Here is a 22375-nt window from a genome sequence, read left to right as displayed (position 1 = left end):
TCTCCCGCGGACGCTGCGCGCCGAGCACTTGTCATGACATCTCCATCATTCGTGGGTGGGCGCGCGGCGCCCAGGACGGGGGCTCGGCAGCCGGGGACTCGTTCAACCAGCCGTCGATCAGCAGTGAGGCGCGAGACGGGCCGCCGTCGGCGAGGAGCTGCTGTCGCACGCGGGAGACCCGTCGCCGGATGTCCGCGTCGCCCGCCACCTGGTCCACGGCGGCACGCAGCGACTCGGCCGTGACGGTCTCGGGCAGCAGGGTACGGCCGATGCCGAGCTCCTCGACCATCCGCCCGTTGACTCTCTCCTCGGGCGAGTACGGGACGATCACCAGTGGCTTGTCGAAGTACAGCGCCATGAGCATCGTGCTCATCCCCGCGTGGCACACGACCGCGTCGACGTGGGGGATGACGTGGTGGAAGGGGATCCACTCGTGAACCTCGACGTGGTCGGCCGAGGGCGCGTCCACCGGCACGTTGCCCCGCCCCATCGCCAGGACGGTGTGCCAGGCGCCGTCGGCGAAGGCGTCGTCGCAGGTGCGGAAGAACTCGGGGTGGTCGTTCACCTCGGTGCCGAGAGTGATCAGGGCCGCGCGCTCCGCGCCGGGCGGCCTGTTCCAGGAACCGGTGCCCGGCAGCTCCTGCGAGAGGCTGTGGCCGACGAAGGCGAACCGGTGGTCGAAGGTCTCCTGGTGCGGCTGGAGCCACCGGGGCATCAGCACGATGTTGCGGTCGTCGAAGTTCGCCAGGTACGGCAGCACGTCCTGCGGGTCGGTGCCCCGCGCCTCCATGTAGTCGGCGACGAGGCTGATGCACTCGCTCACGTGCTCGGCGGCTCCGTCGAACACCTCCAGCGCCAGCGAGTACGTCTCGTTGCTCGCCGGGTAGGCGAACAGCTGGACGGTGGGGCGGTTCCAGTGCAGGGCGGCCGTGCGGGCGGCGAAGAAGCTTTCGAGGTCGTACAGCACGATGTCCGGCACGTCGTCGGCCAGGGACTTCAGCGCGTGCGGGAGGAGCACGTCCATGGCCTCGCGGAGGAAGCCCAGTCCCAGGGCGCCGATGTCCTCGCCCGTCACCGCGCCGGTGCCGAGACGCGTGCGCTGCGAGGCGTAGCCGATGACGCGGGCTCCGGCGGCACGGGGCGGTCCCGCGAGCCCTTCGTCCAGCACGTACGTGACGCGGTGGCCGAGCGCGATCAGGTTCCGGGTCAGCTCGAGCGTCGGGTTGACGTGACCGAATCCGGGAAAGACGAAGATCGCCACATGCTTCGCCGTGCCCTCCCGGCCCGTCATCGTGCCGCCGTCACGGTCTCGCCGAGGCCCTGGCGGATGACCCGCAGCACGTCAGGGGCCTGGTCGATGAGGAAGAAGTGGCCGCCGGGATAGGTCCTCAGGTCGAAGGCGCCCTCGGTGTGGCCCGCCCAGGCCTCGACCTCCTCGTGGCTGGCCTTCGGGTCCGACTCGCCCGTCAGCGCCGTGATCGGCGCCTTGACCCGCACGTCCGGGGCGCAGGTGTAGGTCTCGGCGGCGCGGTAGTCGTTGCGGATGGCCGGCAGCACCATGCGCAGCAGTTCCTCGTCGCCGAAGACCCGCTGGTCGGTGCCGCTGAGCGTGCGCAGCTCGGCGATGACGCCGTCGTCGTCCCGCTGATGCACCTGCTCGTCGCGGTGCGTGGAGGGGGCCCGGCGGCCGGAGGCGAAGATCCGCAGCGGGTCGCTGCCGCTGCTTTCCAGCCGCCGCGCGACCTCGAAGGCGAGGGTGGCGCCCATGCTGTGCCCGAAGAGGGCGTACGGCCGGTCCACGGCCTCCCGCACGGCTGCGGCGACGCCGTCCGCGAGGTCCTCGATGGTCTCCAGCATCGGTTCGCGCCGACGGTCCTGGCGGCCGGGATACTGGACCGCGAGCACCTCGATCTGCGGGCTCAGCGCCTGCGCCACCGGTCGGTAGAAGGGCGCCGAACCGCCCGCGTGCGGCAGACAGATCAGCTGGACGGCAGCCTCGTCGCTCGGGAAGAAGCGCCGAATCCACGTGGCGGTGTCGTTCATCCTTGCCTCTCTGGTCGCGGGCACGGACCAGCATGTCGGCTCTGACGTGCCACGAGGCGGGCCGTCGGCGGGGATCTGAGTGAACCCCTAGAGAGCCACTTGCCCTCCTAGGACCCTTCTGCGGGGCGTGGTCGTCTGGGACGGACGCCACGGACTGAAAGCCGGTCGCACGGGCCACGTCCCCCGGCCGGAACGGAGCGATCCGTCGACCTCACGAACCGGAGAGAGACTCCCATGCCGCCAACCACCGGACCCGGCGTTCTCCGTCAGGAAGACCCCCGGCTGACCGAGCGACTCGCGCAGTCGGCGCGCGCGGTCGACGGCGTCGCCACCGGCGCGGAGGAGTTCGCGAAGTGGTTCGCCGACCGGTGTGCGAGCCAGTCGCAGGACGTCACGCCGATCCCGTTCCGGTCCATGCGCAACTGGACCTTCGCCTCCGGCACCGGGAACCTGGTGCACGACAGTGGCCGGTTCTTCACCGTCGCGGGCCTGGACGTGCGGGTCGACCGCGGGCCGGTCCGCGAGTGGTCGCAGCCGATCATCCTCCAGCAGGAGATCGGTCTGCTCGGCATCGCCGTCCGCGAGATCGACGGCGTCCTGCACCTGCTGATGCAGGCGAAGACCGAGCCCGGCAACCCCAACGGCGTGCAGCTGTCGCCGACCGTGCAGGCGACCAAGAGCAACTACACCGGCGTGCACCGCGGCCGGGGTGTGCCGTACATCGAGCACTTCCGGGACGCCGAGCCGCACCGGGTCGTCGCCGACGTCCTCCAGTCCGAGCACGGAGCCTGGTTCTACCGCAAGCGGAACCGGAACATGGTGATCGAGGTCGGCCCCGAGGTGGAGGCCGGCGAGGACTTCTGCTGGCTGACCCTCGGGCAGGTGCAGGAGCAGTTGCGGATCGACCACCGGGTCAACATGGACGCCCGCACCGTGCTGTCCTGCCTGCCCGGCGCCGAGCCTGCCGGTGGCGTGCACACCGGCACCGAGCTGCTGAACTGGATCACCACGCACCAGGCCATGCCGGACGTGGAGACCGAGGTCGTGGGCCTGGCCGGGCTGCCCGGCTGGCGGCGCACCGAGGACGCCGTGTCGCACGAGAGCGGCGCGTTCTTCAGCGTCCGCGCGGTGGACGTGGTGGCCAACAGCCGCGAGGTGAGCGGCTGGAGCCAGCCCCTGATCGAGCCGCACGGCCTCGGTGTCGTCTCGCTGGTCGTCAAGCGTTTCGACGGGGTCCTGCACGCGCTGCTGCGGGCCCGCATCGAGCCCGGGTACATCGACGCCATCGAACTCGCCCCCACGGTGCAGGGCACCCCGGAGAACTACGCCGGCCTCCCGGACGAGGAGCGGCAGCCGTTCGCGGACGTGGAGCGGCACCTGGCGCAGGACACGGTGCTGTTCGACGCCGAGATGTCCGAGGAGGGCGGGCGGTTCTACCACTCGCGCAGCCGGTACACGATCGTCGAGGTCGGTGCGGACTACCCCGACCAGGAGCCGCCCGGATTCCGGTGGGTGACCGTTCCCCAGCTCAGCTGGCTGCTCCAGCACCGGCACTACCTCAACGTGCAGGCCCGGAGCCTCGTCGCGTGCCTGCGGGCCGTCGCCGGCTGACCCGGCCCCCGGACGGGCGGCGAGGGGCGTTCCGAGCGGCCCTCGCCGCGGGCGCCCCTTTCCGAGCGGTTCGGACACACAAGATCGCTTCAGTAGGCGGGAGCAGTACGATCCATGGACGAAACGAGAGTCGCGCACTCCCACACCCCGTCCCCGTCGGCGAACGGCAGCCGGGACGAGCCCGTCGCGATCGTCGGACTGTCCTGCCGGCTCCCCGGAGCGCCTGACGCCGACGCCTTCTGGCGGCTGCTGAGCGACGGAGAGTGCGCCGTCACCGAGGTGCCCGCCGGACGCGAAGGGGCCGGTGGGCGCTGGGGCGCGTTCCTCGACGACGTCGACACCTTCGACGCCGCGTTCTTCGGCATCACCCCGCGCGAAGCGGCCGTGCTCGACCCGCAGCAGCGGCTGATGCTGGAACTCGCCTGGACCGCGCTGGAGGACGCCCGCACCCTCCCCGCCACCCTGCGCGACAGCGCCACCGGCGTGTTCGTCGGTGCCATGCGCGACGACTACGCGACGCTGCTCGGCCGTGCCGGAGCGGGCGCGGCCAACCACCACGCCATGACGGGTGTCAGCCGCGGCCTGATCGCCAACCGCGTCTCCCACTTCCTCGGCCTGCGCGGGCCCAGCATGGTCGTCGACGCCGGGCAGGCGTCCTCGCTGGTCGCCGTGCACAGCGCGGTGCGCAGCATCCAGCGCGGCGAAAGCCGGCTGGCCGTCGCGGGCGGCGTCAACCTCAACCTGGCCGCCGAGACCGCCTCCGTCGCCGAGGAGTTCGGCGGACTGTCCCCGGACGGCCGCTGCCACACCTTCGACGCCCGCGCCAACGGCTTCGTCCGCGGTGAGGGCGGCGTCGCGCTGGTGCTGAAGCCGCTGTCCGACGCGGTCGCCGCAGGCGACCGTGTCCACGGTGTGATCCGCGGCGGCGCGGTCAACAACGACGGCGCCACCGACGGCCTCACCGTCCCCAGCCGGCACGCGCAGGCGGACGTGCTGCGGGAGGCGTACGCCTCCGCCGGGCTGCCACCCGCCGCCGCCCAGTACGTCGAACTGCACGGCACCGGCACGCCCGTCGGCGACCCGATCGAGGCCGCCGCGCTCGGCGAGGTGCTGGGCGACGCCCGCGACGCCGCGCACCCCCTGCTGGTCGGCTCCGTGAAGACCAACCTCGGCCACCTGGAGAGCGCCGCCGGCGTCACGGGCCTGCTCAAGGTGCTGCTGGCCATGCGCCACGGACGTCTTCCCGCCAGCCTCCACTTCGAGGCCCCCCACCCCGACGTGCCGCTGGACGCGCTGCACCTGCGGGTCGTGGACCGCGGGACCGCCTGGCCGGAGACGGACCGGCCCCGGATCGCGGGCGTCAGCGCCTTCGGCATGGGTGGCACCAACTGCCACCTGGTGCTGTCCGAGGCCCCCGAGACCGTTCCCGACGCCCCGCCGAGCGGTGCACCGGCCGTCGTGCCCGCCGTGGTGCCGTGGGTGCTGTCCGGGCGCGGCGCCGCCGCGTTGCGCGGCCAGGCCGCCGCGCTGCGCCCGCTCGCCGCGGGCGGCACGGACCCGGTGGAGGCGGGCTGGTCGCTGGCCACCACCCGCACCGCGTTCGGCCACCGCGCCGTGGTGACCGGCGACCATGCCGCCGGACTGGCCGCCCTGACCGGCGGCGGCCCGGCCGCGAACGTCGTCTCCGGCGTCGCGGGCCCCGTCCGCAGGACGGCGTTCGTCTTCCCCGGGCAGGGCGCCCAGTGGACCGGCATGGGCCGCGAACTGCTGGCCTCCTCCCCGGCGTTCGCCCGCCGCGTCGCCGACTGCGAGCGTGCGATGGCCGGCCTGGTCGACTGGTCCGTCACCGAGGTGCTGCGCGGCGACCCCGGCGCCCCGTCGCTGGACCGTGTGGACGTCGTCCAGCCCGCCTCGTTCGTGATGATGGTGTCCCTCGCCGCCCTGTGGCGGTCCCACGGCGTCGAGCCGGCGGCCGTGGTCGGCCACTCGCAGGGCGAGATCGCCGCCGCCTGCGTCGCCGGGGTGCTGTCCCTTGGGGACGCGGCCCGCGTGGTGTGCCTGCGCAGCAGGGCCATCGCCGAACTCGCCGCCGGACACGGGGCGATGGCCTCCCTCGCGCTGCCCGCCGACGAGGCCGAAACGCTGATCGAGCCCTGGTCCGGCCGCGTGTCGGTCGCCGTGGTCAACGGCCCCTCCCAGGTGGTCGTCTCCGGCGAGCCGCAGGCCGTGGAGCAGATCGTCGCCCGCTGTGAGGAGCGCGAGGTGCGGGCCCGCCGCATCGCCGTGGACTACGCCTCGCACTCCCCGGCGATGGACGTGCTGCGCGAACGGCTGGCCGAGGCCCTGCACGGCATCACCCCGCAGGCCGGCGACATCCCGCTGATGTCGTCCGTCACCGGTGACTGGGCCGACCCGGCGGCCATGGATGCCGGCTACTGGTTCACCAACCTGCGCGAGCGGGTGCGGTTCGCCGACGCCGTACGCCGCCTCGCCGCGGACGGCTACGGCGTGTTCGTCGAGTCGTCCCCGCACCCGGTGCTGGCCGCCGCCGTGGAGGCCACCCTGGAGGCGTCCGGCGACGCCCCGGACGTCGTGACCGGGTCGCTGCGCCGCGACGACGGCGGCGCCGACCGCTTCACCGAAGGGCTCGCCGAGCTGTGGGTGCGGGGCGTCGAGGCCGACTGGACCGCCGCGTTCACCGGCGCCCGCACCCGGGTCGTGGACCTGCCCGGCTACGCCTTCCAGCGCCGCCGCCACTGGTTCGACACCGTCGCCTCCGAGGGCGACGACCAGGCGCTGAGCGCCGCCCTGGCGTCCCTCGCCGAGGCCGAGCCGGGCGAACGTCCGCGCCTGCTGCTGGACCTGGTGCGCGCGCACGCCGCCGCCGTCCTCGGCCACGGCGATCCGTCCGCCGTCGCCCCGCGCACGACCTTCCGCGACGCCGGGTTCGACTCGCAGTCCTCCGTGCGCCTGCGCAACCGGCTCTGCGACGCCCTCGGCCTCACGCTCCCGAGCACCGTGCTGTTCGACCACCCCACGCCCGTCCGGCTCGCCGACCGGCTGACCGCGCTGCTGCCGGACCGCATCGCTGCGCCGCGCAGCCTCGCCCCGGCCGCCCCGGCTCCCGTGGCCGGGGGCTCCCCGCAGGACGACCCGGTCGCCGTCGTCGGCATGGGATGCCGCCTCCCCGGAGGCGTGCGCAGCCCCGAGGACCTGTGGGAGCTGCTGCTGGCCGGCACCGACGCGGTCTCGGCGTTCCCCACCGACCGGGGCTGGGACCTGGAGCGGCTGCTCGGCGACCCGGACCGGCCCGGCGGCTCCACCGTCGCCCAGGGCGGGTTCCTCCACGACGCGGGTGACTTCGACGCCGAGTTCTTCGGCATCAGCCCCCGCGAGGCGCTGGCCATGGACCCGCAGCAGCGCCTGCTGCTGGAGACCTCCTGGGAGGCGCTGGAACGCGCCGGCATCGACCCGACCGCCCTGGTCGGCACCCGCACCGGCGTGTTCGTCGGCGCCATGGCGCAGGAGTACGGCCCGCGGCTGCACGAGGCGTCCGACGGCGTCGAGGGCTACGCCCTGACCGGCACCACCAACAGCGCGCTGTCCGGCCGCATCGCCTACGTGCTCGGCCTCCAGGGGCCCGCCCTGACCGTCGACACGGCCTGCTCCGCCTCGCTGGTCGCCCTGCACCTCGCAGTGCGGTCGCTGCGCAGCGGCGAGTGCTCGCTGGCGCTGGCCGGCGCGGCCACCGTGATGGCCCGGCCCGGCATCTTCGTCGAGTTCAGCAGGCAGCGCGGCCTCGCCCCCGACGGCCGCTGCAAGGCCTTCTCCGACGACGCGGACGGCACCGGCTGGGCCGAGGGCGCCGGAAGCCTGGTGCTGGAACGTCTCTCCGACGCCCGCCGCAACGGCCACCGGGTGCTGGCCGTCCTCTCCGGCACCGCCGTCAACTCCGACGGCGCGTCCAACGGCCTGACCGCGCCCAACGGCCCGTCCCAGCAGCTCGTGATCCGGCAGGCGCTCGCCGACGCCGGCGTGCGGCCCGCCGACGTCGACGCCGTCGAGGCCCACGGCACCGGCACCACCCTCGGCGACCCGATCGAGGCGACCTCGCTGATCGAGGTGTACGGAGAGGGCCGGGACGCCGAACGCCCGCTGTGGCTCGGCTCGTTGAAGTCCAACATCGGCCACACCCAGGCCGCCGCCGGGCTGGCCGGCGTGATGAAGACCGTGCTGGCCCTCCAGCACGGCCTGCTGCCGCGCACCCTGCACGCCGACACCCCGACCGGCCACGTCGACTGGTCGGGCGGCGGCGTGCGGCTGCTCGGCGAAGCCGTGCCGTGGGCCCGGAACGGCGCGCCGCGCCGCGCCGGAGTGTCCGCGTTCGGCGTCAGCGGCACCAACGCGCACGTCGTCGTCACCGAGGCGCCCCGCGAGGACGCACCCGCACCGGCGCGCGAGGACGCACCCGCCGCCGCGCCCGAGGAGCACGGCGCGCCGCTGCCGTACGTGCTCTCCGCCCGCACCCCCGCCGCGCTGCGCGAGCAGGCCCGCCGCCTGCGCGCCGCGCTCCACCGCGACGCGGACCTCCGCCCGGCCGACGTCGCCCATGCGCTGGCCACCACCCGGGCCCACCTCCCGCACCGCGCGGCGGTCGTCGCCGACGGCCGTCCCGCTCTGGACGAAGCCCTGGCCGCCCTCGCCGCCCCCGGCGAGGCCGCCGGCCCGGTGCGCGGCGTCCCCGCGGGCGACGACCGCCCGGTGTTCGTCTTCCCCGGCCAGGGCGGTCAGTGGGAAGGCATGGCCACCGAACTCCTCGACACCTCGCCGGTGTTCGCCGCCCGCATGGCCGAGTGCGAGGCGGCGATCCGTGAGTTCGCCGACTGGTCGCTGACCGAGGTGCTGCGCGGCGCCGACGGAGCCCCGTCGCTGGACCGCGTCGACGTCGTGCAGCCCGCGCTCTTCGCGGTCATGGTGTCCGTCTCCGAGCTGTGGCGGTCCTACGGCGTCGAGCCGGCGGCCGTGGTCGGCCACTCGCAGGGCGAGATCGCCGCCGCCTGTGTCGCGGGCGCCCTGTCGCTGCGCGACGCCGCGCGCGTGGTGTGTCTGCGCAGCCGCGCCATCCTCCGCCTGGCCGGACGGGGCACCATGGCGTCGGTCTCCCTGCCCGCCGCACGCGTCGAGGAGATGATCGCGCCCTGGGGCGAGAGCATCTCCGTCGCCGCCCACAACGGCCCGTCCACCGTCGTGGTCTCCGGCGAGTCCGACGCCGTCGCCGAACTGCTCGCCGCGTGCGAACGCCAGGAGATCCACGCCCGCGGCATCCCCGTCGACTACGCCTCGCACTCCGCCCACGTCGCGTCGATCCGCGACGAACTGGCCGGCCTGCTCGCCCCCGTCGAACCCCGTACGACCCGCGTGCCGTTCTACTCCACCGTCACCGCGAGCGTCCTGGACGGCACCGAGCTGACCGGCGCCTACTGGTACCGCAACCTGCGCGGCACCGTCCGCTTCGAGGAGACCACCCGGCTGCTCGCGGAGCACGGGCACCGCGTCTTCGTCGAGACCGGCCCGCACCCGACGCTGGGCATCGCCGTGCAGCAGACGCTGGAGGCCGCCGACGTCACCGACGGCGCCACCTTCGGCTCGCTGCGCCGCGACGAGGGCGGCCTCGACCGTTTCCTCACCGCCCTGGCCGCGGCCCACTGCCACGGGCTCGCACCCGACTGGTCCGCCGTCTTCGCCGGACTCACGCCCGCCCGCGTCGACCTGCCCACCTATCCCTTCGAGCGGCGCCGCTACTGGTGGGCGCCGCCCGCGCCCTCCGCCGAACGCGCCCCGGAGGCGCAGCCGTCCGGCGTGGCCGCCTGGCGCTACGACGTCGCCTGGCGGCCCGTGCCCGACGCCGGCCCGCAGGTCCTCTCCGGCACCTGGCTGGTCGTCGGCGGCACGACGGACACCGCCACCCGCGACGCCGTGTGCGCGGCCCTCCGCGATGCCGGCGCCGACCTCGTGCAGCACGCCCCCGAGGCGGGGGCCGGCCCGGACGGCGAAGGGCTGCGCACCGCACTGGCCGGAGGCGAGGTCACCGGCGGCGTGCTCTCCCTGCTCGCCCTCGACGCCGACGGCCCGTCCGCCCAGGTCGCCGCCGTCGCCGGACTGCTGCGCGCCCTGGACGACGCGGGCGTCACCGCCCCGCTGTGGTGCGCCACCCGCGGCGCCGTCGCCACCGGCCCGTCCGACCCCGCGCCCGACACCGCGCAGGCCGCCGTCTGGGGCGCGGGACGCGCCGCCGCACTGGAACACCCCCGCACGTGGGGCGGCCTGATCGACCTGCCCGCCGCGCGGGACGGCCGCACCGCCGAACGGCTCACCGCCGTACTGTCCGGCGCCCGCGGCGAGGACCAGGCCGCGATCCGCCCCGCCGGCGTCGTCGCCCGCCGCCTCGTCCGCGCCGCGCGCCGCCCGGCCGACGGCACCTGGACCGCACGCGGCACGGTGCTGGTCACCGGCGGCACCGGCTCGCTCGGCCTCCGCCTCGCCCGGTGGCTGGCCGAACGCGGCGCCGCACGCGTCCTGCTGACCAGCCGCCGCGGCGCGACGGAGGAGTCCGCCGCACTGGCCGACGAACTCCGCGGTACCGGCACCGAGATCACCGCCGTCGCCTGCGACACCACCGACCGCGACGCCCTGGCCGCCCTGCTGGACGGCATCGGCGACGACCGGCCGCTGACCGCCGTCTTCCACGCCGCCGGCGCCGTCGCACTCGGCCCGCTGCGTGAGGCCGGGCCCGACGAACGGGCCACCGTCCTGAGCGCCAAGGTGGACGGCGCGCTGCTCCTCGACGAACTCCTCACCGGCACGCCGCTCGACGCGTTCGTGCTGTTCTCCTCCATCTCCGGCACCTGGGGCGTCGCCGACCACGGCACCTACGGCGCCGCCAACGCCTGCCTGGACGCCCTCGCCGTACGCCGCCGCGCCCGCGGCGAGGCCGCCACCTCGATCGCCTGGGGCCCGTGGGGCGGCGGCGGCATGATCGACGAGAGCCTGTTCTCCGGCCTCGCCGCCACCGGCCTGCCCGTCCTCGACCCCGGACCGGCCCTGGACGCCCTGCAACTCGTCCTCGACCACGACGAGACGGCCCTGGCCGTCGCCGACGTCGACTGGGGCCGCTTCGGGCCGGTCTTCACCACCTCCCGCCCCAGCCCGCTGCTGCGCGAACTCGTCACCGCCCCGGAGCCGGACCCGGCCACGGCCGACGAGACCGCCACCGCGCTGCGCACCCGGCTCGACGGTCTCGACGAGGACGAGCAGCGCGCGACCGTACTGCGCCTGGTGGGCGAGCACACCGCCGCCGTTCTCGGTCACCGCGACGCCGCCGCGATCGACGTGAACCGCGCCTTCAAGGACGCCGGCTTCGACTCGCTCACCGCCGTCGAACTGCGCAACCGGCTCGCCGAGGCCACCGAACTGCGCCTGCCCACCACCCTGGTCTTCGACCACCCCAACCCCGCGCTGCTCGCCGACCACCTGTGGCGGCAGACGTGCAACACCCCCGCAGCGGACCCGCAGGCCGGCGGCGCCCCGGCGTCCGTCTCCGGCGAACCCCTCGCGATCGTCGGCATGGCCTGCCGCCTGCCCGGCGGCATCACCGGCCCGGACGACCTGTGGCGGCTGCTCAGCGACGGCCGTGAAGGCGTCGGCGGGCTGCCCGGCGACCGCGGCTGGGACGTCGACGCCCTCTACGACCCCGACCCCGACCGGCACGGCACCAGCTACGTCCGCAACGGCGGATTCCTGCCGCGCGCCGGGGACTTCGACCACGACTTCTTCGGCGTCTCGGGCCGCGAGGCGCTGGCGATGGACCCGCAGCAGCGCCTGCTGATGGAGACCACCTGGGAGGCGTTCGAGAACGCCGGCATCGTGCCCGCCGACGTCAGGGGCAGCGAGGCCGGCGTGTTCGCGGGCGCGCTCACTCCCGACTACGGCCAGCCGCACGGCATGCCCGGCGAGCTGGAGGGCTACCACGTCACGGGCAGCGCTCCGAGCGTCGCCTCCGGCCGCCTCGCCTACACCTTCGGTCTCACCGGCCCCGCGATCACCGTCGACACCGCCTGCTCGTCCTCGCTGGTCGCCCTGCACATGGCCGCGCAGTCGCTGCACTCCGGCGAGTGCTCGCTCGCCGTCGTCGCCGGTGCCTCCGTGATGTCCACACCCACCCCCATGGTCAGCTTCAGCCGCCAGCGCGCCCTGTCCGGCGACGGCCGCTGCCGTTCCTTCGCCGAGGACGCCGACGGCTTCGGCATGGCCGAGGGCGTGGGCGTGCTGCTGGTCGAACGGCTCTCCGAGGCACGGCGGAACGGCCACCGGGTGCTGGCCGTCGTCCGCGGCTCGGCGATCAACCAGGACGGTGCGTCCAACGGTCTGACCGCCCCGAACGGCCCGTCCCAGCAGCGCGTCATCCGGCAGGCGCTGCACCGCGCCGGGCTGCAGCCCTCCGAGGTCGACGCCGTCGAGGCGCACGGCACCGGCACGAAGCTGGGCGACCCCATCGAGGCGCAGGCCCTGCTCGCCACCTACGGCCAGGACCGGGACGCCGACCGGCCGTTGTGGCTGGGCTCCGCCAAGTCCAACCTCGGCCACACGCAGGCGGCGGCGGGCGTCGTCGGTGTCATCAAGACGGTGCTCTCCCTGCGCCACGGCACCCTGCCGCGCACCCTGCACGCCGAGCGGCCCACCACCCGGGTCGACTGGGAGTCCGGTGGCGTCCGCCTGCTCGCCGAGGAGCAGCCGTGGCCCGCGGGCGAACGGCCGCGCCGCGCCGGCGTCTCCGCCTTCGGCATCAGCGGCACCAACGCCCACGTCATCCTGGAATCCGCCCCCGAACAGCCCGGACCGGCACCCGAGGCGGACGTGCCCGCACCCGCGGTCGTGCCGTGGCTGCTCTCCGCCCGCACCCCGGCCGCGCTGCGGGCACAGGCGACCGCCCTCGCCGACCCGGCCCGGGACGGGGACGTCGCGGCCGTCGGCCACGCGCTGGCCACCACGCGGGCCCGCTTCGAGCAGCGCGCCGTCGTCGTCGGCCCGCACACCGGTGACGGCCTCGCCGCCGCCCTGACCGCCCTGGCCGACGGCGAACCCGGGCACGACACCGTCACCGAGAGCGCCGGCCCGCTGGGACGCACCGTTTTCGTCTTCCCCGGACAGGGCGCCCAGTGGGCCGGTATGGCCGTCGAACTGACCGAGCAGTCACCGGTGTTCGCCGCGCGCATGGCCGAGTGCGAGGCGGCGATCCGCGAGTTCGCCGACTGGTCGCTGACCGAGGTGCTGCGCGGCGCCGACGGAGCCCCGTCGCTGGACCGCGTCGACGTCGTGCAGCCCGCGTCGTTCGCCGTGATGGTGTCCCTGGCGGCGCTGTGGCGGTCCTACGGCGTCGAGCCCGCAGCGGTGGTCGGCCACTCGCAGGGCGAGATCGCCGCCGCCTGCGTCGCCGGTGCCCTGTCGCTGCGCGACGCCGCGCGCGTGGTGTGCCTGCGCAGCCGCCTCATCACCGCCGTCGCCGGCAGCGGCGGCATGGCCACCGTCGCCGTACCCGCCGACGAGGCGGAGAAGTTGCTCGCCGAATACGGGGGACGGCTCTCGCTCGCCGCCGTCAACGGCCCCCGCTCTGCCGTCGTCGCGGGCGACCGGGACGCGATCGAGGACCTCGTCGCCGCATGCAAGACCCGGCACGTGCGGGCCAAGGCCATCCCCGTCGACTACGCCTCGCACTCCGCGCACGTCGAGCCGATCCTCGGCGAACTCGCGGAGATCCTCGCTCCAGTCGAGCCCCGCCGCCCCGAGGTGCCCTTCTTCTCCACCGTCACCGGCGACTGGGTGACCGACGCCGCCTTCGACGCCGCCTACTGGTGCACCAACCTGCGGCAGCCGGTCCGCTTCGGCGAGGCCGTGCACGCGCTGACCGAGCAGGGCTACGGGTTCTTCGTGGAGAACAGCCCGCACCCGGTGCTGCTCACGGCCCTGGAGGAGGCCGTCGAGGACCGCGACGACGCGTACGCCGTCGGCTCGCTGCGCCGCGACGACGGCGGCCTGCACCGCTTCCTGCTCTCCGTGGGCCAGGCGTGGACCCGCGGCGCCGCCGTCGACTGGACGCCCGCGCTCCCCGCCCGCCCCGCATCCGGCGACGTGGTGCTGCCGACCTACCCGTTCCAGCGCCGCCGCCACTGGATCGAGCCGCCCGCCGCGGCCGCCGCCCGCGCCGAACAGGCCGCGGCCGACGGCTGGCGGTACGGCATCGACTGGACCGAGGTGCCGGAGACCGGCGCCACCGAACTGGGCGGGGACTGGCTCCTCGTCGTCCCGCAGGTCCCGGACCCGGACGGCGCGGGCACCGTGGACGCCGTGGCCGCCGGACTCACCGAGCACGGCGCCACCGTGCACCGCCACACCGCCGCCGCACTGGCCGACGCGGGCTCCGCCCTGCCCGCCCACGTCGACGGCGTCCTCTGCCTCACCGCCCTCGACGAGCGCCCGCACTCCGGCGAACCGGCCGTCCCCACCGGCCTCGCCGACACCGTCGCCGCCGTACGGGCCCTCGCCGCGATGCTTCCGGACGCCCCGCTGTGGACCGTCACCCGCGGTGCCGTCGGCGCCGTCGACGGCGACCGCGTCGACCACCCGCTCCAGGCCCAGGTCTGGGGCCTGGGCACCGTCCTCGGCCTGGACGAACCGCACCGCTGGTGCGGCCGCGTCGACCTGCCGCCCGTCCTGGACGCGCGCGCCGTCGAACGGCTCGCGGAGGCGCTCACCGGCCTCGGCGGCGAGAACGAACTCGCCGTCCGCGCCACCGGCACCTACGCCCGGCGCCTCGTGCCCGCGCCCGCCGGGGACGCCGAGCCGTGGCGTCCCCGCGACACCGTCCTGATCACCGGCGGCACCGGCGCCCTCGGCGCGCACGTCGCCCGCTGGGCCGCCGCGAACGGTGCCGCGCACCTCGTGCTCACCTCCCGCCGCGGCACGGACGCCCCCGGCGCCGGAGACCTGCACGACGAACTCACCGCGCTGGGCGCCGAGGTCACGATCACCGCCTGCGACGTCGCCGACCGCGACGCGCTCGCCGCCGTCCTCGACGGCATCCCCGAGGACCGCCCGCTGCGCGCCGTGGTGCACGCCGCCGGCCTCACCCAGCCCGAGATCCCCGTCGCCGACCTCACCGTCGCCGAACTCGCCCGCACCTCCCGGGTCAAGGTCGAAGGCGCCCGTCACCTGGACGAGCTGACCGCCGACCGCGACCTGGACGCGTTCGTGCTGTTCTCCTCCGGCGCCGCCACCTGGGGCGACGCCGGCAAGGGCGGCTACGCCGCGGCCAACGCCCACCTGGACGCCCTGGCCCAGCAGCGCCGCGCCCGCGGCGTCACCGCGACCTCGGTGGCCTGGGGCGCCTGGGGCGGCGGCGGCATGGTCGAGGGCGAGGTCGCCGACCTCCTCACCCGGCGCGGCATGCGCCTGATGAAGCCCGGGACCGCCGTACGGGCCCTCGCCACCGCCGTCGGCAACGGCGACACCCGGCTCGCCCTCGCCTCCTTCGACCTGGCGCGCTTCCTGCCGCTCTACACCATGTCCCGCGACCGGCGCCTGGTCGCGGCCCTGTCCGCCGCCGAGCAGCCGTCCCCGTCCGGCCCGTCCGGCCCGGAAGGCGGCCCGGACGCCGACCGTCCCGGCGGCGCGCTGGCCGCGAAGCTGGCCGGACAGGGCGAACAGCAGCAGGAGGACATCCTGGTGGACCTGGTGCGGCGGGAGATCTCCGCCGTGCTCAAGGCCGACCGGCCCGAGGAGATCCCGCCCCGCCGCGCCTTCAAGGAACTCGGCTTCGACTCCCTGACGGCCCTGGAGTTCCGCAACCGGATGAACATGGCGACCGGGCTGAAGCTGCCCGCGACGCTCGTCTTCGACCACCCCAGCCCGTCGAAGCTCGCCGCGCACCTGCGCCGGGAGCTCACCGACGGCACCACCACCGTGCCCGCCGACCTCGACCGTCTCGAGGCGTCCCTGGCGTCCTCGGGCCCCGAGGAGTGGGCACAACTCGACGTCCTCGACCGGCTGCGGGCCCTGGTGCGCCGCGTCGAAGCGGACGCGGGCACGACCGGAGGCGACGCGGCGGACGCGCCGGACGACGACCTCGCGATCGCCAGCAACGACGAGATCTTCGACCTGATCGACCGGGAGTTGGGCATCTGATGAGCGGCGCCACGAACGAGCAGCGGCTTCGTGACTACCTGAACAGGGTCACCGCGGATCTCCGGACGACCCGCAAGCGGCTCCGCGACATCGAGGCCCGGCAGTCCGAACCCGTCGCGATCGTCGCGATGAGCTGCCGCTACCCCGGCGGCATCGGCACCCCCGAGGAGTACTGGCGGCACCTCGCCGACGGCGTCGACCTCGTCGGCGACCTGCCCACCGACCGCGGCTGGGACGTCGAGAGCCTCTACCACCCGGACCCGGACCACCCCGGCACCAGCTACACCCGGCGCGGCGCGTTCCTCTCCGACGCCGCCGAGTTCGACGCCGACTTCTTCGGCATCTCGCCGCGCGAGGCCCTGGCCATGGACCCGCAGCAGCGGCTCCTCCTGGAGACCTCCTGGGAGGTCTTCGAACGGGCCGGCATCGACGTGGAGACCGTGCGCGGCGCCCGCGCCGGCGTGTTCGTCGGGTCCAGCAACCAGGGCTACGGCTCGGCCGTGCACACCGCGCCGGACGGCGTCGAGGGACACCTGCTCACCGGCGGCTCCACGGCCGTGCTCTCGGGCCGCGTCGCCTACACCCTCGGCCTCGAGGGTCCCGCGCTCACCATCGACACCAACTGCTCCTCGTCGCTGGTGGCGCTGCACCAGGCGGTCCAGTCGCTGCGCTCCGACGGCTGCTCCCTCGCCCTGGCGTGCGGCGCGACGGTGATGAGCTCCTTCCTCAACTTCACCGAGTTCAGCCGCCAGTCCGGGCTCGCGGTCGACGGCCGGTGCAAGGCGTTCTCCGACGACGCGGACGGAACCGGCTGGGGCGAGGGCGTCGGCGTGCTCCTGCTGGAGCGCCTGTCGGACGCCCAGCGCAACGGGCACCCGGTGCTCGCCGTCATCCGCGGCTCCGCGATCAACCAGGACGGCGCGTCCAACGGCCTGACGGCGCCCAACGGCGCCTCCCAGCAGCGCGTCATCCGGCAGGCGCTGGCCGACGCGGGCCTCACCGCCGCCGACGTGGACGCGGTGGAGGCACACGGCACGGGCACCAAACTGGGGGACCCGATCGAGGCGCAGGCCCTGCTGGCCACCTACGGCCAGGCCCGCGCGGGCGACGCACCGCTCTGGCTCGGGTCGGTGAAGACCAACATCGGCCACACGCAGGCCGCCTCCGGCGTCGCCGGCGTCATGAAGATGGTCCTCGCTCTCCAGAACGGCACGCTGCCCGAGTCGCTGCACGCCGGCACCCCCTCCACCCACGTGGACTGGACCGCCGGCCAGGTCAGGGTCCTCGACGAGGCCCGGCCCTGGCCCCAGGGCGAACGCGCCCGGCGCGCGGGCGTCTCCTCCTTCGGCGCCAGCGGCACCAACGCCCACGTCATCGTCGAGGAGGCACCCGCCCCGCCCGCCCCCGACGAGGAGACGGCCCCGGCGGAACCGGCCGCCCCGGCGGTCACGCCCCCCGTGGTGCCGTGGGTGGTGTCCGCCCGCACCGCCGCCGCCCTGCCTGCCCAGGCGGAACGGCTGCTGACGGCGACGGGCGACGACCGTGCGCCCGCCGACGTCGGCCTCTCCCTGGCCACCACCCGCACCGTGCTGGAGCACCGGGCCGTGGCGCTCGGCGCGGACGCCGCCGAACTGCGCGCCGGTCTGGGGGCGTTGGCCGAAGGCCGGGCCACCCCCGGTGCACTCCCCGGCCCGGAGGGCGCCGCACAGGGCACCCTGGTCAGCGGCCTCGCCGCCGACGTCGGCCGGACCGTCTTCGTCTTCCCCGGCCAGGGCGCCCAGTGGGTCGGCATGGCCACCGAACTCGCCGAAGCCTCCCCGGTGTTCGCCGCCCGCCTCGCGGAGTGCGAGGCGGCGCTGGCGGAGTTCACCGACTGGTCGCTGTCCGACGTCCTGCGCGGCGCCGAGGGCGCCCCGACGCTGGAGCGGGTGGACGTCGTCCAGCCCGCCCTGTTCGCGGTCATGGTCTCCCTGGCGGAACTGTGGACCTCCCTCGGCGCGAAGCCCGACGCGGTGGTCGGCCACTCGCAGGGCGAGATCGCCGCCGCCTGCGTCGCCGGTGCGCTGTCGCTGCGCGACGCCGCACGCGTCGTCTGCCTGCGCAGCCGGGCCCTCACCGCGCTGACCGGTGGCGGCGGCATGGCGTCGCTGATGATCCCCGAGGACGCGGTCCGCGAGTTGCTGTCGCCGTACGACGGACGTCTCGGCATCGCCGCCGTCAACGGCCCGGCCTCCGTCGTCGTCTCGGGCGAGGCCCGCGCCCTCGACGCACTGCTGGAGGTCTGCGAGCAGCGCGAGATCCGGGCACGGCGCATCCCCGTCGACTACGCCTCGCACTCCGCCGACGTCGACCCGATCCGCGAGGAACTGCGGGCCGCGCTGACCCCCACCGAGGCCCGCCGCCCCGAGACGCCGATGTTCTCCACCGTCACCGGCACCTGGATCGGCGACGCGGAGACGGACGCGGACTACTGGTTCCGCAACCTGCGCCAACCGGTGCTCCTCGACCCCGCAGTCCGGGAACTCGCCCGGAACGGCCACCGCACGTTCCTGGAGATGAGCCCGCACCCCGTCCTCACCGTGCCCGTGCAGGAAACGCTGGAGGACGCCGGGGCGGAGGCCGGACCGGTCTTCGTCGGCGGCTCGCTGCGCCGTGACGAGGGCGGGCTGCGCCGCTTCCTGACCTCGCTCGCCGAGGCGTTCACCTCGGGCGTGGACGTCGACTGGGGCGCGTTCCTCGCCCCCACCGGCGCGCGTGTCACCGACCTGCCCACCTACGCCTTCCAGCGCCGCCACTACTGGATGCTCGACGCCTCCCCCGACGGCCCGGCCGAGGCCGACCCGGTGGACGCCGCGTTCTGGTCCGCCGTCGCCGACGGCGATCCCGCCGCGTTCGCCGAGTCGCTGCGCATCGCCGAGGACGCGCCGCTCAGCGCGGTCCTCCCCGCCCTCGGCGACTGGCGCGCCCGCCACCGCGCCCACTCCGTCCTCGACAGCTGGCGCTACCGCGTCGACTGGGTGCCGCGCAGGCCGGGAGCCGCCCCCGGACGGCTGGCCGGAAGCTGGCTGCTCGCGGTGGTCGCGGGCCGCGAGGACGACGACACCACCCTCGCGGTGCGGCAGGCGCTCTCCGACGGCGGCGCGGACGTCACGGACCTCGTGCTCGGCCCGGACACCGAGCGGGAGGGCATCGCCGGCCTCCTCGCGGACCACCCCCGGGCGTCCGGCATCGCCTCCCTGCTCGCCCTCGACGAGGCGCCCCACCCGCACGTGGCCGGGATGACCACGGGCCTCGCACTCAACGTCCAGCTCGCGCAGGCCCTCACGGACCGGGAGCACGCCACGCCGCTCTGGCTGTGCACCCAGGACACCGTCGAGGCGTGGGACGGCGACCGCGTCACCCACCCCCAGCAGACCACCACCTGGGGCATGGGCCTGGTGGCCGGTCTGGAGGCGCCGCAGCTCTGGGGCGGCCTGATCGACCTGCCCCTCGTGGTCGACGAGGACGACCGTGCCGCACTGTGCTCGCTGCTCGCCGCGCGAGGCGGCGAGGACCAGGCGGCGATCCGCCAGGGTGCCGTACTGCTGCGCCGCCTGCGGCGCGCCCCCGCCCCTCCGGCGGGGGACGGCGACCGGCCCTGGCGCACCAGCGGCACTGCGCTCATCACCGGCGGCACCGGCGGGCTCGGCGCACAGACCGCCCGGTTCCTGGCCCGGTCCGGAGCCGAGCACCTGGTCCTGCTGAGCCGTCGCGGAGCCGACTCGCCGGCAGCCCGGGAACTGGTCGAGGAACTCACCGCGCTGGGCCCCCGCGTCACCGTCGCGGCCTGCGACGTGAACGACTACGAGGCGCTGGCCGGACTCGTCGCGGACCTCCAGGCCGCCGGGCCGCCCATCCGCACCGTCGTGCACAGCGCGGGCGTCGGACTGCTGAACCCGCTCACGGAGTGGAACCTCCCGGAGTTCCTCGACGGCGCACGACTCAAGCTCGCCGCCACCGACAACCTGGACCGCCTGTTCGACCGCGACGACCTGGACGCCTTCGTGCTCCACTCGTCGGCGGCGGCGGTCTGGGGCGCCGGGGACCACGCCTCCTACGCCGCCGGCAACGCCTACCTCGAAGCCGTCGCCCGCAACCGCCGTGCCCGCGGACTCGCCGCCACCACCATCGCCTGGGGCATCTGGCACGCGGACGCCGACGGCCGCGGCATGGCCGGCGGCGTCGACAGCACGGCCCTCAAGTGGCGCAGCATGCCGTTCATGGACCCGGAGACGGCCGTCACCGGGCTGCAGCAGGCGCTCGACGAGGACGCGACCTTCCTCGCCGTGATCGACGTCGACTGGGAGCACTTCGCCCCCGTCTTCGCCGCAGCACGTCAGCGCCCCCTGCTCGACGACATCCCCGAGGTCCGCTCCGCGCTCGACGTCGGTGCGAAGCCCGCGGACGACGGGCCCGAGAACGACGCCGACGCCCTCCGCGAGCGCCTCACCCCACTGCCGTCCGACGACCGCAGGGAAGCGCTCCGCGAACTGGTCCGCGGCCAGGTCGCCGCCGTCCTCGGCCACCACAGCGCGGACGCCGTCGACAACGAACGCCCCTTCCGCGACCTCGGCTTCGACTCGCTGCTCGCCGTCACCCTGCGCAACTCCCTCAACGCGGCCACCGGACTGCGCCTCACCGCCACGCTGGTCTTCGACTACCCCAGCGTCAGCAAGCTGGCCCAGCACCTGCACACCACCCTGTTCGGCGACCTCGCCCCCGCCGGAGCCGCGACGACGGCACCGGTGCAGGTGCGCGAGGCCGCCGCCGACGACCCCATCGCCATCGTGGGCATGGGCTGCCGGCTGCCCGGCGGCGTCAACGGCCCGGACGAGCTCTGGCGACTCGTCAGCCAAGGAGGGGAAGCAGTCGGCGCGTTCCCGGCGGACCGCGGCTGGCACCTCGACGACCTCTACCACCCGGACCCCGACGAGGAGGGCACCACCTACGTCCGCACCGGCGGATTCGTCTCCGACGCCGGGCACTTCGACGCCGCCTTCTTCGGGATCTCCCCGCGCGAGGCCCTGGCGATGGACCCGCAGCAGCGCCTCCTCCTGGAGACCGCGTGGGAGGCCATCGAGCACGGCCGCATCTCACCCGCGTCGCTGCGCGGCAGCGACTGCGGTGTCTTCGTCGGCTCCGCCCACAGCGGCTACGGCAGCAACCTGCGCCACGTCCCCGAAGGCGTCGAGGGCCACCTGCTCACCGGCACCGTGACCAGCATCGCCTCCGGCCGCATCTCCTACACCCTCGGACTGGAGGGCCCGGCCGTCAGCCTCGACACCGGCTGCTCCTCCGCCCTCGTCTCGCTGCACCTCGCCGTCCAGGCGCTGCGGTCCGGCGACTGCTCGATGGCCCTGGCCGGCGCCGCCGCCGTCATCGCCTCGCCCATCGGCTTCGTCGGCTTCAGCCGCCAGCGCGGACTGGCCGAGGACGGCCGCTGCAAGGCGTTCTCCGACGACGCCGACGGCATGGGCTTCGCCGAGGGCGCGGGCATGCTGCTCCTGGAACGCCTCTCCGACGCCAAGAAGAACGGCCACCGGGTCCTGGCCGTCATCCGGGGCACGGCCGTCAACCAGGACGGCGCGTCCAACGGCCTGACGGCGCCGAACGGTCCGTCGCAGCAGCGCGTCATCCGCCAGGCGCTGGCCGACGCGGGCCTCACCGGTGCAGACGTGGACGTGGTCGAGGCGCACGGCACCGGCACGTCCCTGGGCGACCCGATCGAGGCGCACGCCCTGCTGGCGACCTACGGCCAGGACCGGCCGGAGGGGCGGCCGCTGTGGCTCGGGTCGATCAAGTCCAACATCGGCCACACCCAGGTCGCGGCCGGCGTGCCGTCGCTGATCAAGATGGTGGCCGCGATGCGGCACGGCGTGATGCCCAAGTCGCTGCACGTCGAGGAGCCCTCCTCGCACATCGACTGGTCGGCGGGCGCCGTGGAGCTGCTGGCAAAGGAGCGTGCCTGGACGCGTGAGGACGACCGTCCGCGCCGCGCCGGGGTCTCGTCCTTCGGCGTCAGCGGCACGAACGTGCACGTGATCCTGGAGGAAGCCGACGAGGAACCCGCCGCGGAGGCGGCGGAGTCCGGGCCGGAGACGGTGCCGTGGCTGGTGTCGGCGCGTAGTGCGGCGGGTCTGCGGGGTCAGGCGGCGGCGTTGGCGCCGGTGGCGGGTGGTGCTGTGGATGGTGCCGCGGTGGGGTGGTCGTTGGTGTCGACGCGTGCGGTGCTGGAGCACCGTGCGGTGGTGACGGGTGATTTCGCTGCGGGGCTTGCCGCTCTGGCGGAGGGTGAGCCTGCGGACGGTGTGGTTGCGGGTGTGTCGGGTCCGGTGGGTCGGACGGCGTTCGTGTTCCCGGGTCAGGGTGCGCAGTGGGTCGGTATGGGTGCCGATCTGCTGGAGTCTTCGCCGGTGTTCGCTGGGTCGGTGGCCGCGTGTGAGGC

Annotated in this window: 5 protein-coding genes; 3 read left to right on the top strand and 2 right to left on the bottom strand. The window is 75.0% G+C overall.

Annotation, left to right across the window (positions count from 1 at the left end; all coding sequences use genetic code 11):
* Window positions 1-31: 31 nt before the first annotated feature.
* A complete protein-coding gene (locus tag K304_RS0117620) occupies window positions 32-1291 on the bottom strand; it encodes a macrolide family glycosyltransferase (protein ID WP_037790888.1) in 1260 nt (419 codons plus the stop codon).
* A complete protein-coding gene (locus K304_RS0117615; RefSeq protein ID WP_027764838.1) occupies window positions 1288-2043 on the bottom strand; it encodes an alpha/beta fold hydrolase in 756 nt (251 codons plus the stop codon). The genes K304_RS0117620 and K304_RS0117615 overlap by 4 nt, the downstream gene beginning before the upstream one ends.
* Before the next feature lie 234 nt (window positions 2044-2277).
* Between K304_RS0117615 and K304_RS0117610 the strand changes: the two genes are divergently transcribed.
* The 3 genes from K304_RS0117610 to K304_RS0117600 form a co-directional block, all read left to right on the top strand.
* Window positions 2278-3654, top strand: a complete 1377-nt coding sequence (locus K304_RS0117610; protein WP_027764837.1) for an NDP-hexose 2,3-dehydratase family protein — start codon at window positions 2278-2280, stop codon at window positions 3652-3654.
* 114 nt (window positions 3655-3768) lie between these two features.
* Window positions 3769-15891 (top strand): type I polyketide synthase, encoded by a 12123-nt coding sequence (locus tag K304_RS32980; RefSeq protein WP_051308567.1) that lies wholly within the window; start codon window positions 3769-3771, stop codon window positions 15889-15891.
* Window positions 15888-22375, top strand: a 6488-nt coding sequence (locus tag K304_RS0117600; protein ID WP_486591712.1) for a type I polyketide synthase, incomplete at its 3' end; no start/stop codon positions are given. The genes K304_RS32980 and K304_RS0117600, both read left to right, overlap by 4 nt.

It is taken from the genome of Streptomyces sp. CNS606 (assembly GCF_000426325.1).
This window is presented reverse-complemented; position numbering and strand designations above follow the sequence as displayed.

Excerpts from the sequence above, each read along its gene's own strand:
- K304_RS0117620 (WP_037790888.1), bottom strand. The coding sequence starts at position 1,291 with ATGACGGGCCGGGAGGGCACGGCGAAGCATGTGGCGATCTTCGTCTTT.
- K304_RS0117615 (WP_027764838.1), bottom strand. The coding sequence starts at position 2,043 with ATGAACGACACCGCCACGTGGATTCGGCGCTTCTTCCCGAGCGACGAG.
- K304_RS0117610 (WP_027764837.1), top strand. The coding sequence starts at position 2,278 with ATGCCGCCAACCACCGGACCCGGCGTTCTCCGTCAGGAAGACCCCCGG.
- K304_RS32980 (WP_051308567.1), top strand. The coding sequence starts at position 3,769 with ATGGACGAAACGAGAGTCGCGCACTCCCACACCCCGTCCCCGTCGGCG.